The 14,618-nt window shown below is 67.0% G+C and carries 14 protein-coding genes; 12 read left to right on the top strand and 2 right to left on the bottom strand.

Annotated features, from left to right (window positions below; genetic code table 11):
* The first annotated feature begins 461 nt into the window (after positions 1 to 461).
* From BTH_RS03265 to BTH_RS03275, 3 genes are read left to right on the top strand one after another with little or no spacing between them, the layout of a single operon-like run.
* Positions 462 to 1,886, top strand: coding sequence for a purine-cytosine permease family protein (locus BTH_RS03265; protein ID WP_009895758.1), 1,425 nt, complete (start codon positions 462 to 464; stop codon positions 1,884 to 1,886).
* Complete coding sequence (locus tag BTH_RS03270; protein WP_009895760.1) at positions 1,883 to 2,818, top strand: NAD-dependent protein deacetylase; 936 nt, start codon at positions 1,883 to 1,885, stop codon at positions 2,816 to 2,818. Before BTH_RS03265 ends, BTH_RS03270 begins: the two co-directional genes overlap by 4 nt.
* Positions 2,781 to 3,458, top strand: a complete 678-nt coding sequence (locus tag BTH_RS03275; RefSeq protein WP_011400966.1) for a DUF938 domain-containing protein — start codon at positions 2,781 to 2,783, stop codon at positions 3,456 to 3,458. Before BTH_RS03270 ends, BTH_RS03275 begins: the two co-directional genes overlap by 38 nt.
* 322 nt (positions 3,459 to 3,780) lie before the next feature.
* On the opposite strand, the gene BTH_RS29655 is transcribed toward BTH_RS03275, so the two are convergent.
* Entirely contained in the window at positions 3,781 to 3,924 is a 144-nt protein-coding gene (locus tag BTH_RS29655; RefSeq protein ID WP_009899263.1) for a hypothetical protein, read from the bottom strand.
* On the opposite strand from BTH_RS29655, the gene gndA reads away from it, so the two are divergent.
* The 4 genes from gndA (at position 3,913) to BTH_RS03300 (ending at position 7,645) form a co-directional block, all read left to right on the top strand.
* The gene (gene gndA, locus BTH_RS03285) at positions 3,913 to 5,328 is read left to right on the top strand and encodes an NADP-dependent phosphogluconate dehydrogenase (RefSeq protein ID WP_009895764.1); all 1,416 of its coding nucleotides are present in this window, start codon (positions 3,913 to 3,915) and stop codon (positions 5,326 to 5,328) included. The genes BTH_RS29655 and gndA overlap by 12 nt on opposite strands.
* Before the next feature lie 198 nt (positions 5,329 to 5,526).
* Positions 5,527 to 5,859 (top strand): DUF4148 domain-containing protein, encoded by a 333-nt coding sequence (locus tag BTH_RS03290; RefSeq protein ID WP_009895765.1) that lies wholly within the window; start codon positions 5,527 to 5,529, stop codon positions 5,857 to 5,859.
* A 393-nt stretch (positions 5,860 to 6,252) separates the two neighbouring features.
* The gene (locus BTH_RS03295; RefSeq protein ID WP_009895767.1) at positions 6,253 to 6,615 is read left to right on the top strand and encodes a cupin; all 363 of its coding nucleotides are present in this window, start codon (positions 6,253 to 6,255) and stop codon (positions 6,613 to 6,615) included.
* A 280-nt stretch (positions 6,616 to 6,895) separates the two neighbouring features.
* Positions 6,896 to 7,645 carry a peptidoglycan DD-metalloendopeptidase family protein gene (locus BTH_RS03300; RefSeq protein ID WP_025370139.1) on the top strand — a complete coding sequence of 250 codons (750 nt, stop codon included), beginning with the start codon at positions 6,896 to 6,898 and terminating at the stop codon, positions 7,643 to 7,645.
* A 115-nt stretch (positions 7,646 to 7,760) separates the two neighbouring features.
* Here the strand turns inward: BTH_RS03300 and BTH_RS03305 are convergent, their stop codons facing one another.
* On the bottom strand, positions 7,761 to 8,396 hold the full coding sequence (locus BTH_RS03305; protein ID WP_009895772.1) for a Pr6Pr family membrane protein: 636 nt from the start codon (positions 8,394 to 8,396) through the stop codon (positions 7,761 to 7,763).
* A 254-nt stretch (positions 8,397 to 8,650) separates the two neighbouring features.
* Here BTH_RS03305 and BTH_RS03310 point away from each other — a divergent pair, with 254 nt between their 5' ends.
* The 5 genes from BTH_RS03310 (at position 8,651) to BTH_RS03330 (ending at position 14,550) form a co-directional block, all read left to right on the top strand.
* Positions 8,651 to 9,187 carry a cytochrome b gene (locus tag BTH_RS03310; protein WP_009895774.1) on the top strand — a complete coding sequence of 179 codons (537 nt, stop codon included), beginning with the start codon at positions 8,651 to 8,653 and terminating at the stop codon, positions 9,185 to 9,187.
* Between the two features lie 160 nt (positions 9,188 to 9,347).
* Positions 9,348 to 9,743, top strand: a complete 396-nt coding sequence (locus BTH_RS03315) for a DUF2946 domain-containing protein (RefSeq protein WP_011400968.1) — start codon at positions 9,348 to 9,350, stop codon at positions 9,741 to 9,743.
* Positions 9,744 to 9,829: 86 nt separating this feature from the next.
* Positions 9,830 to 12,091, top strand: a complete 2,262-nt coding sequence (locus tag BTH_RS03320) for a TonB-dependent copper receptor (RefSeq protein WP_009895777.1) — start codon at positions 9,830 to 9,832, stop codon at positions 12,089 to 12,091.
* Positions 12,092 to 12,417: 326 nt separating this feature from the next.
* The gene (locus tag BTH_RS03325; RefSeq protein WP_011400969.1) at positions 12,418 to 13,512 is read left to right on the top strand and encodes an esterase/lipase family protein; all 1,095 of its coding nucleotides are present in this window, start codon (positions 12,418 to 12,420) and stop codon (positions 13,510 to 13,512) included.
* A 3-nt stretch (positions 13,513 to 13,515) separates the two neighbouring features.
* Positions 13,516 to 14,550, top strand: coding sequence for a lipase secretion chaperone (locus tag BTH_RS03330; protein WP_009895779.1), 1,035 nt, complete (start codon positions 13,516 to 13,518; stop codon positions 14,548 to 14,550).
* Positions 14,551 to 14,618: the final 68 nt, after the last annotated feature.

The following is a 14,618-nucleotide window of genomic DNA, read 5'->3' on the forward strand; positions in this document are numbered from 1 at the left end:
GGGCGGGAAGGTAGGGTGCCTAAATTTTCCATATGGATGGAGTGTTTTTATTGATCGGTTGGTGATTTTGTTTACTGTTTCATCGGTATTTTTATGGTTTTTGTGATCTATTGATTGATTTGTTTGTAATTGATGTGATTGATCGAGGTTGTGGTGAGGTGTCGCTTTCGATTGCTCGTGGCTCGTGATGCATTTAAATCGAAATGTGAGGCAGGTGATGCTGAAATTAATATTTTCCATTTTATGGTTGTTTTGTAATCATGATTTGTAATCATTAAAGTTATTTATTTTTAAATCAATATTCTTCCCGATCCGATTGCTTCATTGACGGGCAGATTTGCCAGGCCACTTGTCGCTAATTGGATGTCAGTACAAACCCGAATCCCGCAAACAGTTGTCTATACAATTTTGAGCGGCTAGGGTGAGCGCTCCGAACCTCAGACTTTTCCGGATCCGCCGCCATGCCGAACGTCACCGCCGCCCAACGCCGCGCGCTGCGCGAACGCCGAACGATCGACTACATCCCCGACCACGAACGCCACGGCAAGCTGTCGAGCCAGTTCACGCTATGGCTCGGCGCGAACCTGCAGGTGACGGCGATCGTCACCGGCGCGCTCGCGGTCGTGCTGGGCGGCGACGTGTTCTGGTCGCTCGTCGGCCTCGCGTTCGGTCAACTGCTGGGCGGAGCCGTGATGGCGCTGCACGGCGCGCAGGGGCCGCAACTCGGCTTGCCGCAGATGATCTCGAGCCGCGTGCAGTTCGGCATCTACGGCGCGGTGATTCCGCTCGTACTGGTCTGCCTGATGTACGTCGGTTTCTCCGCGAGCGGCACCGTGCTCGCCGGGCAGGCGCTCGCGCAATTGTTCGGCGTCGCCGATCCGGTCGGCATCTTCGCGTTCATCTCGGTCGTCGTCGTGCTCGCGGTGTTCGGCTATCGGACGATTCACGCGCTCGGCCGCGTGTCGAGCATTGTCGGGCTCGTCGCGTTCGTCTACATGTTCGCGCGGCTCCTCGCCGGCCACGACGTGGGTGCGCTGCTCGCGATCCGGCATTTCTCGCTGCCGAGCTTCCTGCTCGCGATCTCGCTGTCCGCGTCGTGGCAGATCGCATACGGGCCGTACGTTGCCGACTATTCACGCTATCTGCCGCGCTCGACGTCCGCGCGCCGCACGTTCTGGGCAATCGGTCTCGGCTCGGTGCTCGGCGCGCAGGCGTCGATGGTGTTCGGCGTGTTCGCGGCGGCGCTCGCGGGCAAGCAGTTCGCCGGGCACGAAGTGCAGTTCATCGTGAGCCTCGGCGCGAGCGGCGCGACGGCCGCGCTGCTCTATTTCGCGATCGCGTTCGGCAAGCTGACGATCACGACGCTCAACGCCTACGGCAGCGTGATGTCGGTCGCGACGATCGTCACCGGCTTCTCGGGCCGCGCGCAGATCACGCAGCGCGCGCGAATGGCCTACGTGCTCGCGATGGTCGCCGCGGTCGCGTGGCTCGCGCTCGTCGGCCGTCATGCATTCCTGAAGGATTTCTCCGCGTTCATCCTGTTCCTGCTCGCCTTCTTCACGCCGTGGAGCGCGATCAATCTGGTCGATTTCTACTGGGTGACGAGGGAGCGCTACGACGTGCCCGCGCTCTACGATCCCGACGGCCGCTACGGCCGCTGGAACGTCGCGGGCGTATCGATCTACGCGATCGGCGTGCTCGTGCAGATGCCGTTCATCGCGACCGAGTTCTATACCGGGCCGCTCGTCGCGAAGTTGGGCGGCACCGACATCTCGTGGATCATCGGCCTCGTCGTGCCCGGCATTCTGTATTATGTGACGGCACGCAGGCAGACCGCGCACGTCCCCGAGCGGCTGATCCTGCCGGACGAGCCCTCATTGCCATGACCGATTCCGCCGTTGTTTCGCCGCAGCCGCAGCCGCAGCCGCCGTCGTCGCCGGACGCCGCGCCGTTCGGCGATTCGCCCGCGCTCGACGCGCTGCAAGCGTTCGTCGAGCGGCATCCGCGCCTGTTCGTGCTCACGGGCGCGGGCATCAGCACCGATTCCGGCATTCCCGGCTATCGCGACCGCAACGGCGCATGGATGCGCTCGCCGCCGATCCAGTATCGCGAGTTTCTCGATTCCGATCACGCGCGCCGCCGCTACTGGGCGCGCAGCATGCTCGGTTGGCCCGTGGTCGGGCGCGCGCGGCCGAACGCGTCGCATCACGCGCTCGCGCGGCTCGGCGCGGCGACGCGCATCGGGCGGCTCGTCACGCAGAACGTCGACGGGCTGCATCAGCGCGCGGGCAGCACTGACGTCATCGAACTGCACGGCGGCATCGGCGGCGTCACGTGTCTCGATTGCGGCGCGCATCACGCGCGTGCGGCGATCCAGCGCATTCTCGAGGTGGACAATCCCGAGTTGCTCGGGGCCGAGGCGGAACCCGCCGCCGACGGCGACGCGCATCTCGAATGGCGCGCGCTCGACACGTTTCGCGTGCCCGTGTGCCCCGCGTGCGGCGGGCTGCTGAAGCCGGCCGTCGTGTTCTTCGGCGAGAACGTGCCGCGCGAGCGCGTCGCGGCCGCCGCGCGCTCGCTCGAGGATGCCGATGGGATGCTCGTCGTCGGCTCGTCGCTGATGGTGTATTCCGGCTACCGGTTCTGCGTGTGGGCGAACGACCAGCGCAAGCCGATCGTCGCGATCAATCTCGGGCACACGCGCGCCGATTCGCTGCTGACGCTGAAGGTCGAGGCATCGTGCGGGCAGACGCTCGCCGCGCTCGCCGCGCGTCTCGGGCTTGCGCCGCGCGACGCGCACGGCTCGCTTCACGTCTGATTCGATTTTCCCGGTTCATTTCGTCATGCCGATCGATTCCGCCTCGCGTCAACGGGCGCCCGCCGCCGAACGCAACCGCGAGCCGATTCTCGCTGTGCTGAAGCGCGTGTTGCCCGCGCGTGGCACCGTCCTCGAGATCGCGAGCGGCACCGGCCAGCATGCGGTTCACTTCGCGGCCGCGCTGCCCGATCTCATCTGGCAGCCGACCGACGCCGACGCCGCCGCGCGCGCGTCGAGCGCCGCGTGGGCGGCCGACGCCGCACTGCCGAACCTGCGCGCGCCGCTCGCGCTCGACGTCTGCGTCGAGCCGTGGCCGCTCGCCGCCGCCGATGCGATCGTCTGCGTCAACATGATCCACATCGCGCCTTGGGCGGCCGCGCGCGCGCTCTTCGGCGGCGCGGCGCGCGCGTTGCCCGACGGCGGTGTGCTGTACCTGTACGGGCCGTATCGCCGAAGCGGCGCGCACACCGCCGAATCGAACGCGCAGTTCGACGCGCAGTTGCGCAGCCGCAATCCGGCATGGGGTGTGCGCGATCTGGAAGCGGTGGTCGAGCTCGGCGGGGCGTCGGGCCTCGTGCTCGACGAGGTCGTCGAGATGCCGGCGAACAATCTGAGCGTCGTGTTTCGAAAGCGCGGGTAGGCGGGCGCGCTGGACGGACGGGGCATGCACGGCGTTCGCGCGGGCGTTGAATTTGCGTTCGACGCACGCGACGAACGAGATGCAAGCGACGCACCCGCGATCGCAAAACGTGCGACACGCACAAATCGCGATGCCCGCGATCGTCGCGCAGGCGGCGCGATTCGTTCGACGGCACCGCTTGCGCAGCATCCCGAATCAACGCCGGAACGCCGCCGAATCGGCGTTTTTCCGCTGGCCGCCTAAACCCGCGCCGAACCCGTGCGCCATCGACGCCGGATACCGTCTATCCGTCGCCGAATCCACATCGACCGGCCGTCGAGCGTCAAGCCGGACCGCCGTCCGATCGCCTTCGAACGTCTTTCATTCGCGGCGCATTCGCGCGGTTTCCCTTATCCTTGCGCCTATGCGCGCGACCCCGGTGGGTCGCACCCTGTTTTTTCCGGAGAATTGAACAATGGGTAAACAAGCAATCGGTGTGGTCGGTCTCGCGGTGATGGGGCGCAATCTGGCCTTGAATATCGAAAGCCGTGGCTACGCGGTGTCGGTCTACAACCGCAGCCGCGAGAAGACCGACGAACTGATCGCCGAATTTCCCGATCGCAAGCTCGTGCCGGCCTATACGCTCGAGGAATTCGTCGCGTCGCTCGAAACGCCGCGGCGCATCCTCCTGATGGTGAAGGCGGGCGAAGCGACCGATGCGACGATCACGGCGCTCAAGCCGTTGCTCGACAAAGGCGACGTGCTGATCGACGGCGGCAACACGCACTTCACCGACACGATCCGCCGCAACCAGGAGCTCGCGCAGGCGGGGCTGCACTTCATCGGCACGGGCGTGTCGGGCGGCGAGGAGGGGGCGTTGCGCGGCCCGTCGATCATGCCGGGCGGTCAGCGCGACGCGTACGATCTCGTCGAGCCGATCCTCAAGCAGATCGCCGCGAAGGCGCCGGCGGACGGCGAGCCGTGCGTCGCGTACATGGGGCCGGACGGCGCGGGCCACTACGTGAAGATGGTCCACAACGGGATCGAGTACGGCGACATGCAACTGATCGCGGAGAGCTACGCGGTGCTCAAGCAGGTCGCGGGCCTGACGAACGACGAGCTCGGCGCGGTCTATGCCGAATGGAACCAGGGCGAGCTCGACAGCTACCTGATCGAGATCACCGCGAAGATCTTCGGCAAGAAGGACGACGAAACGGGCGAGCATCTCGTCGACGTGATCCTCGATCGCGCCGCGCAGAAGGGCACCGGCAAGTGGACGAGCCAGAACGCGCTCGACCTCGGCGTGCCGCTGCCGCTCATCACCGAATCGGTGTTCGCGCGGGTGCTGTCGTCGCTGAAGGATCAGCGCGTCGCGGCGAGCAAGGTGCTGGCCGGGCCGGCGCCCGCGCCGCTCGAAGGCGATCGCGCCGCGTTCGTCGAGTCGGTGCGCCGCGCGCTGTACTTGTCGAAGGTGATCTCGTACGCGCAGGGCTTCGCGCAGCTCGATACGGCATCGAAGGAATACGGCTGGAAGCTCGACCTCGGCGCGATCGCGAAGATCTTCCGCGCGGGCTGCATCATCCGGGCGCGCTTCCTGCAGAAGATCACGGATGCGTATGCGAAGAACGCCGCACTCGCGAATCTGCTGCTCGATCCGTATTTCCAGGATATCGCGGCGAACTACCAGTCCGCGTTGCGCGATGTCGTGATCGCCGCGGTGAAAGCGGGCGTGCCCGTGCCGGCATTTGCGTCGGCGGTCGCGTATTTCGACAGCTACCGGTCGGCGCGCCTGCCCGCGAACCTCGTGCAGGCGCAGCGCGATTTCTTCGGCGCGCATACGTTCGAGCGCACGGACAAGCCGGGCAGCTTCCACGCGAGCTGGGCCGAATGACCGGCGAGATCGGTAATTGTTGCGCTCATCTACGTTATTAGTAGGGTTTTTCTAGGAGTCGAACGGCGATTGTTATCGGTCGCGAAACAGTGTTTTCGTTGATACATGGTTTTCCCTAGGTGCCTCCGTGACTAGACTGTGATCAATCGCTGCTCGCATGGTGCTTGCGGCGAAGCAAAAAATCACGGAGGTTTGATCATGAAATCGCTTATCGCTACCGTCGCAGTCGCCGCCGCTCTCGCCGTTCCGGCCGTTTCGTTCGCCCAGCAATCGAACGGTCCGGTGACCCGCGCCCAGGTCAAGGCCGAGCTGATCCAGCTCGAGCAAGCGGGCTACAACCCGGGTACTGCCCGAGTGAACTACCCCGAGGAAATCCAGGCCGCCGAAGCCAGGGTCCACGGCCAGCAAAACGTCGCCGCGCAAGCCGACACGAGCGGCTACGGCGCGCAGCCGGCGGCCGCGGTCGAATCGGGCGCGCCGAACAAGGTGAAGCGCATCGCCGACGGCGCACCGGTCTACAAGGGGCGTTGAGCGGCACGGCCGCCCGTCGCGCGTCGCGGCTGAACGCGCGCGCGGCGGGTTTCGGCCCGTGCATCGCAGTCCATTCAGCCCGCGCGTTCCATTTGATGGAACGCGCGGGCTGAGTCTTTTGGGGCCACGATTGAGGCCCCGAAGCGGGGCGGTGGCGCCTGTGCCGCCGTCAGCTTCGATTCGGGCGCGGTCGATCGGCGTGCGAAGGTCGCCGGTTTCCGGTTACCGCCGGACGATCGGGCACGGCGGCGCGGCGCCGGGATTCAACGCCCCATCTCGACGTCGCACCGCCGCTCGCAGCGCGCGGACGCGCTCGTCGCGCCGGCTTTCGCCAATCGGCCGATCCCCGACAACTTACTCCGGCAATGCCGGGCGAGTTACTATCCGTCCGGCATGGTGCCGCGCGATCGTCGCGCCGGACGCCGCGACGCCACGGGAATGTCCATGAAAATCGTACGCAGCAGGAGCTTCACCGCGCCGCGCGCGTGGGGCGCCGTCGACATCGCCAACATGCGCGGCATCACGACCCGCCTGCATTGGACGGATCAGCCGTACAAGTGGCACGTCAACGACGGCGAAGAGGTGTTCGTCGTGCTCGACGGCCGGGTCGAGATGCGCTATCGCGATGCCGGCGTCGAGCACGCGGCCGTCCTCGACGCGGGGGACATCTTTTTCGCATCGGTGGGGACCGAACATGTCGCGTTCCCGCTCGGCGAGGCCCGGATTCTCGTCGTCGAAACCGAAGGCAGCGTTTGAGGTCCGATCGGAAGGGCCGCGGTTCGCGACCCGCTGGCCGCTCGGATGCGGTTCGCCGGGCGCAACCTGGCTCGACGGGGGCCGGCTTCGCGAGGCGCTGCCTGGCGGTGGATCTGGCCAGTGACGTGGCTCGGGGCAGACGCATCCCGTCCCGGCAGGCTTCGGCCCGACGCGGCTCGATTCGATGCGACGCGGCCGCACATCGATCCGGCCGATTGCGCGCGAAGTGGCTGCGGCGGCGCGCGTGCCGCCGCAGCGAAGTGAAATGATGGAGGTACGCTTGAGAAGCATTCTGTTTGTCCAACGGTCCGGCATCGGCTGGACGGTGCGCGCGGCGCTCGTCGCGGCAGGTGCCGCGCTTGTCGGCGGCTGCACGCTGACGCCGTGGACCGACTCCTGGCAGCCGACGCACGTGCAGCCGCAGCCGGTGCAGCACACGTCATCGGGCGTGCCGGCCGGCTATTACCGCGTGAATTCGGGCGATACGCTCGCGAGCATCGCGTCTGCGTTCGGGCAGCGCCCGCTCGACGTCGCGAGCTGGAACCACATGGCACTGACCGACATGGTGATGCCGGGTCAAGTGCTGCGCGTCGCGCCGCCGCCGAGCGCGACGACGCCTGCGCCGCCGCCCGCCGCCGCGCAGCCGGAAGCGGCCGCGCCGGCACTCGCGTGGCCCGCGCACGGCACCGTGACGACGCCGTTCGGCGCCGGCAGGAATCACGGGATCGTGATCACCTCCACCGACGGCGACCGCACGGTGCGCGCCGCTGCGCCCGGCCGCGTCGTGTACGCGGGAACGGGCGTCGCCGCATATGGCCCGCTCGTGATCCTGAAGCACGAGAACGGCCTCATTACCGCATACGGTCACAACGAGAGGCTGCTCGTCAACGAAGGCGATGCGGTCAGCGCGGGCCAGCCGGTCGCGGAGATGGCGACCGACGCGAGCGGCCGCTCGACGTTCGAATTCGAAGTGCGGCGCAACGGCAAGGCCGTCGATCCGCTCGGCCTGCTGCCGCGCAACGGCTACTGACCGATTTCCCGCGCCGTCCCGCCGCGCGCGATGCGCGGCCGCGCGGCGTGATCGTGTCGCCGCCGGGCCCGACTATCCGGCGTGCGAGCGTTCGCGCGTCCGTGCCGCGCCGCCGTCAAACGTGCTCCGTCTGCGGCGCGGGCGCGCCGGCGCGATTGCCGATCAGCACGATCAGCGCGGCGAATCCGATGCTGCCGGCCGCGATCGCGCCGCTGTATGCGGCGACCGCCAGATAACCATGCGCGCGCGGATCGACGAACGGGTACGGGTACCAGTCGATCAGCGCTCCGCGCACGAGCGTATAGCCGAGATACGCGACCGGAAACGCGAGCCATCGCGCGAGTTGCGACCAGTCGATCCGCACGCGCGGCGCGACGTACAGCCAGTCGAGAAACACCGCGATCGGTATGATCCGATGCAATATCCAGTTCGTATAATAAGGCGTTGCGTGATGCGCCACGTCCAGATGCGCGAGCAGCAGCTCGTAGACGATGCCCGTGATCGCCATGTACAGCACGACCGCGCCGCGCGCGGACTCGTATCGTCGCGACGGCGGCTTCGTCGCGAGCCATAACCCCGCAAGCAGCACGATGGCCGCGTACAGGCTGCTGAGCTGTGTGAAGTAGCTAAGGAAATTGTCGAGCCGGAAGGTCGGCGCGTTCCATCGGCGTGCGACGCTGTGGCACGTCGCGGAAAGGATCAGCCCGCAGCCGACCAGTCTGTAGGCTGCGACAAAAGCGGCTTTCTGCATGATGGGGCCTTGCGTGTTGCTGTGAAGCGGGCGTCGTGGCGGATGCGTGCCCGACTGCTCGAATATGGATTCGAGAATAGTTCAAGCATCGCTGAGCCGACATGCGGCTCTACCCGAGCCTGCGCGATCCGCGATCGTACGGAAACTTGACCGAGCCGCTGGGTTCGCTCGTCGCGCATCATTACAATCCGATAACGTCGCGTGCGACGCCGCGCGCGATTCGCTGGTTCCCTTCAATACGAACGAGACTGATCATGAATCGTATCCTCGCTGGGCAGGAGCGCTACAACCGTCCCGCCGTCTTCTTCCATTGGGCGATCTTCCTGCTCGTCGCGCTCGCGTATCTCGCGATCGAAGTGCGCGGCCCGAAAGGGACCGACAGCCGGGTGTTCTGGTCGAATGTCCACTACCTCGCAGGCACGCTCGTGATCGCGCTGGCCGTGCTGCGCATCGTCTGGCGCTTCGCAAGCGGCGCGCCGCGCGAGTTGCCGCAGCCGGCGTGGCTCGCGCTGTTCGCGAAGCTCGCGCATCTCGCGCTGTATGTGTTCATCGTCGCGCAGCCGCTCCTCGGAGTCATGACGCTGAACTTTGGCGGCAAGCCGGTGACGCTCCCGGGAATCGACTGGTCGTTCACGCTGTTCGGTCCGAACGCGGCGTTGCGACCGACGATCAAGGAAGCGCACGAATTGATCGGCAACGTGTTCTATTACGTGATCGGTCTGCACGCGCTCGCCGCGCTCTGGCATCACTTCGTGAAGCGCGATACGACGCTGCGCCGGATGACGTTCTGACACGCCTCGCAGCTGGGGCGAGCATCGTTGCGGATGCAACGATGCGCCTGCGCTGACCGCGCGAGCGCAACTGGCCCCGCGACCGTTTCACGCTATCCAAGCCAGCCAACATTCTGTAACATTCGCCCGGCATTACATTCCCTTTACGCCATCCCGCACCATGTCCAACCGATTCCGCAAACTCACTGCCTGGCTGGGCATGCTTGCGATCTGGTTGGCGATCGTCGCGCCGCTCGTCTCGCAGGCGAACGCGCGGCCTGCCGCGCCGCGTTCCAACGCGGTGATCTGCGGCGACGAGCACGGCGCGCGGCCGGCCGCAGCGGGCGGCGCGCAGGCCGGCACCGCGCACGACGGCGTCGCACATCACGCGCTGCATCTCGACGCATGCGGATACTGCGCGTTCTTCGCGCACAGCCCGGCGATCGGCGCGGCCGCGCCGTCGCTCTCGTCCATTCACGTGGCGGCCGTCGCGCCGTCCGCTTTCTCCGGGGCCGTCGCGCCCTCGCTCGAGCGCTACACGCGCGCCTATCCGCGCGCGCCGCCGACGGACGCCTGAACGCCTGACTTCATTTCCGTTCATGCAGCCTCCGCATCCGTTCGATCCGACGATCGCGCGGAGGGGCGTCTTTCGAGTTTCGATTCATGACAATCAAATTCCTGCGTCACGCGCACCCCGCGCGTGTCGACCGTGCGCGCCGTCGGCGGCGCGCGATCACGCTCACCGTTCCCGCGCTCGCGGCGGGCGCCTTTCATCTCGCGCCGGCCGTCGCGCAGACGGACGATGCCGTGCACCGTCACGGCGCACTCGGCGCGACGAGCGGCGTCGCGAACGACGCGGCACGCGGCGCATCGAGCGCCAAATCGAACGCTAGGGCAAACGAAGCGACCGCCGTGACGCGCAGCGCGACGAACCGCGCGACAGCCGGCGCCGCGCCGGAAGCAGCGATGCTGCCGACGATCGAGATCGTCGCGGCGCCCGAATCGACGCCGCTCGTCGTCGTCACCGATCCGAAAACGCCGCGCCAGCCGTTGCCCGCGAGCGACGGCGCCGATTATCTGAAGACGATTCCCGGCTTCGCGTCGATCCGCAGCGGCGGCACGAACGGCGACCCGGTGCTGCGCGGGATGTTCGGCTCGCGGCTGAACATCCTCGCGAACGGCATGCCGACGCTCGGTGCGTGTCCCGGCCGGATGGACGCGCCGACGTCGTACATCGCGCCCGAGAGCTACGACAAGGTGACGGTCGTCAAGGGCCCGCAGACCGTGCTGTACGGGCCGGGCGCATCGGCGGGCACGGTGCTGTTCGAACGCGTGACGCCGCGCTTCAAGACGCCGGGCATGCGCTTCGACGGCAGTGTCGTCGGCGGCTCGTTCGGGCGCAACGATCAGAACGTCGACGTGACGGCAGGCACGCCCGACTTCTACGGGCGCGTGATCGCGAACCATGCGCATTCGCAGGATTACGAAGACGGCAACGGTCGCACGGTGCCGTCGCAATGGGACAAGTGGAACGCGGACGCGGCGCTCGGCTGGACCCCCGACGACAACACGCGGCTCGAGTTGACGGCGGGCACGGGCGACGGCTACGCGCGCTACGCGGGCCGCGGGATGGACGGTGCACATTTCCGGCGCGAGACGTTCGGCCTGACGTTCGACAAGAAGCACATCGGCGACGTGCTCGATCGCATCGAGGCGCAGGTCTTCTACAACGAAGCCGATCACGTGATGGACAACTACACGTTGCGGATGCCCGATCCGACGAGCAGCATGCCGATGCGCATGGCCTCCGAAGTGCGCCGCCGCACGCTCGGCGCGCGCGTCGCGGCGACGCTGCGCTTCACCGACGCGTTCAAGCTCGTGACGGGCGTCGACGCGCAGTCGAACCGTCTCGATTCGCGCTCCGCGATGGGGATGCAGAACTACGGTGACAAGCCGTGGAATCCGCAGGCGAACATGTGGAACGCGGGCGCGTTCGGCGAGCTGACCTGGTATGCGAGCGATGCGTCGCGCGTGATCGGCGGCGCGCGGATCGACTATGCGGCCGCGCGCGACAAGCGCGCGACGACGGGCGGCATGAAGATGAGCATGCGCAATCCGACGTTCGACGATCTCCGCTCGCGCGTGCTGCCGAGCGGCTTCGTGCGCTACGAGCGCGATCTCGCTTCGCTGCCCGTCACGTGGTATGCGGGCATCGGACACGCGCAACGCTTTCCCGATTATTGGGAACTGTTCTCGGCGAAGCGCGGCCCGAACGGCGCCGTCAACGCGTTCTCGGCGATCAAGCCCGAGAAGACGACGCAGCTCGACATCGGCGCGCAGTACAAGAGCGACAAGCTCGACGCGTGGGTGTCCGCGTACGCGGGCTACGTGCAGGACTTCATCCTGTTCGACTACGCGACGGGCTCGATGGGACAGACGACGCAGGCGACGAACGTCAATGCGCAGATCATGGGCGGCGAGCTCGGCGCGTCGTGGCGTCCGCTCGCGCCGTGGCGTTTCGATGCGTCGCTCGCGTATGCGTGGGGGCGCAACGTGCAAAGCGGCGCGCCGCTGCCGCAGATGCCGCCGCTCGAAGCGCGTTTCGGCGTCGAGTACACACGCGGGCCGTGGTCGGCGGGCGGGCTGTGGCGAATCGTTGCGCCGCAGCATCGCTATGCGCTGAACGAGGGCAACGTCGTCGGCAAGGACTTCGGTCCGAGCGCCGGTTTCGGCGTGCTGTCGCTGCACGCGCAGTACAACGTGAGCAAAGCGGTGCAGATCTCGGTCGGCATCGACAACGTGCTCGACAAGGCTTATGCGGAGCACCTGAACCTCGCCGGCAACGCCGGTTTCGGCTATCCGGCGAACATGCCCGTCACGGAACCCGGCCGCACAGCGTGGGTTCGTTTGAGCACCAAGCTCTGATCTCTTCCCGCGTCCTTCCTCCCCCGCATCGCAGTGCAGCATCCGCGATGCGGGCGGCCTACCCGCTTGACTTCCCCGCTTGCGTCAATCGATTAGAGAGCCGTGTCTAACCGACGAAAAACGTTCGTTAGGCATGCTTCACTCCGTTAGCCGATGCAGGGGGCTTGCGTTTCAATCGTTAAAGATCGTCATCGCGCTCTATTCAGCGTCGTTGGAGCGTGCAACTGTGTCGGCGTGCAGGCCGCGTATTCGCCACGCGCGAAACGTAGTCATGCGAACAGAAGCGGAATTTTCATCCGATACGATTCAAACAATAGGAGACGTAAATGGCCAGAACGATGCGATCCAGGGCAGTGGCGGCGGCGGTTGCGTTCGCGATGAGCGCGGCGCCGGCCGCGAGCATCGGGACTTTCCTCTCGCTTGCAGGCGCGCAATCCGCCGTGGCGGCGACGACCGCCGTCGACAACTACGCGGCGACCAAGTATCCGATCATCCTCGTGCACGGCCTGACCGGCACCGACAAATACGCGAACGTTGTCGAGTACTGGTACGGCATCCAGGAGGACCTGCAGGCGCACGGCGCGACCGTCTATGTCGCGAATCTGTCGGGATTCCAGAGCGACGACGGGCCGAACGGCCGCGGCGAACAACTGCTCGCATACGTGCAGCAGGTGCTCGCCGCGACGGGCGCATCGAAGGTGAACCTGATCGGCCACAGCCAGGGCGGGCTGACGTCGCGCTATGTCGCGGCCGTCGCGCCGCAGCTCGTCGCTTCGGTGACGACGATCGGCACGCCGCACCGCGGCTCCGAGTTCGCGGACTTCGTGCAAACCGTGACGGCTTACGATCCGACTGGCCTGTCGTCGACGGTGATCGCCGCGTTCGCCAATGTGTTCGGCATCCTGACGAGCAGCAACCACAACACGAACCAGGACGCGCTCGCCGCACTGAAGACGCTGACGACGTCGCAGGCCGCGACGTACAACCAGAACTACCCGAGCGCCGGCCTCGGCGCGCCGGGCTCGTGCCAGACGGGCGCGCCGACGGAGACGGTCGGCGGCAACAAGCACCTGCTGTATTCGTGGGCCGGCACTGCGATCCAGCCGACGCTGTCGATTCTCGGCGTGACGGGCGCGACCGACACGAGCACGATTCCGGTCATCGATCCGTCGAATGTGCTCGACCCGTCGACGCTTGCGATGCTCGGCACGGGCACCGTGATGATCAATCGCGGCTCCGGTGCGAACGACGGCCTCGTGTCGCGCTGCAGCTCGCTGTACGGCCAGGTGCTCAGCACGAGCTACAAGTGGAACCACCTCGACGAGATCAACCAGTTGCTCGGCGTGCGCGGTGCGTATGCGGAGGACCCGGTCGCGGTGATCCGCACGCATGCGAACCGGCTGAAGACCCAGGGTGTGTGATCGATGAAGGGTGAAGGCGGCATCGCGCGACGCGTCGCGCTGTATGGGGCGGCCGGCGTCGTCGCGGCCGGCGCGGTCTGGTATGTCGTCGGCGCGCCGGCGAAGCGCGATGCCGGCGTGGCGGGCGCGGCGCCGGCCGCCGCCGCATCGACGCCCGCCGCCGCGGCGGCGAGCGCCGATGCGGGCTCCGGCGCAAGCGCGCTGCCGACGTCGCTGGCGGGCTCGTCGGCGCCGCACCTGCCGCTCGACGCGCACGGTCATCTCGCGAAGACGCGTGCCGTGCGCGATTTCCTCGACTATTGCCTGAGCGCGCAGCACGAACTGAGCGCGCAGGCGCTCGATGCGCTCGTTACGCGGGAGATCGCCGCGCAGCTCGACGGCACGGTCGCGCAGGGCGAGGCGCTCGACGTCTGGAAACGCTATCGCGCGTATTTTGCCGAGCTCGCGAAGCTGCCGGATGGCGGCGTGCCCGGCAACAAGTTCGATCTTGCGGTGCTGCAGCTCGCGCTCGATCAGCGCGCGTCGATCGCGAGCCGTACGCTCGGCGACTGGGCCGAGCCGTTCTTCGGCGCCGAGCAGCAGCGGCAGCGCTACGATCTCGAGCGGCTGAAGATCGTGCGCGACGCATCGCTGACGGATGCGCAGAAGGCCGCGCGCCTCGCGGCGCTCGAGCAGCAGTTGCCGCTCGACCAGCGTGCGGAACAGGCGCGCGAAAAGCAGCAGAACGATGCGATCTCGCGGATCGCGCAATTGCAGAAGTCCGGCGCGTCTGCCGACGAAATGCGCGCGCAGCTCGCGCAATCGCTCGGACCGGAAGCCGCGGAACGCGTCGCGAAGATGCAGCAGGCGAACGACGCGTGGCGCGCGAAGTACGACGAATATGCGGCGCAGCGCGCGCAGATCGATGCGCAGCAACTGTCGCCGCAGGATCGCGACGCGCAGATCGCGCAACTGCGGCAACGCTATTTCACGCAGCCGGGCGAGGCGTTGCGCGCGGCGTCGCTCGATCGAGGCGGCGCGGCGGCGCAGACGCAATAGCGCGGCGCGCATGCAACGCGCGCGGCATGCGCCCGTGCGCGGCCATGCCGTGCGTGCCGCCCGCGTCG

Origin of the sequence: Burkholderia thailandensis E264, assembly GCF_000012365.1 — a bacterium.
Lineage (GTDB): Bacteria > Pseudomonadota > Gammaproteobacteria > Burkholderiales > Burkholderiaceae > Burkholderia > Burkholderia thailandensis.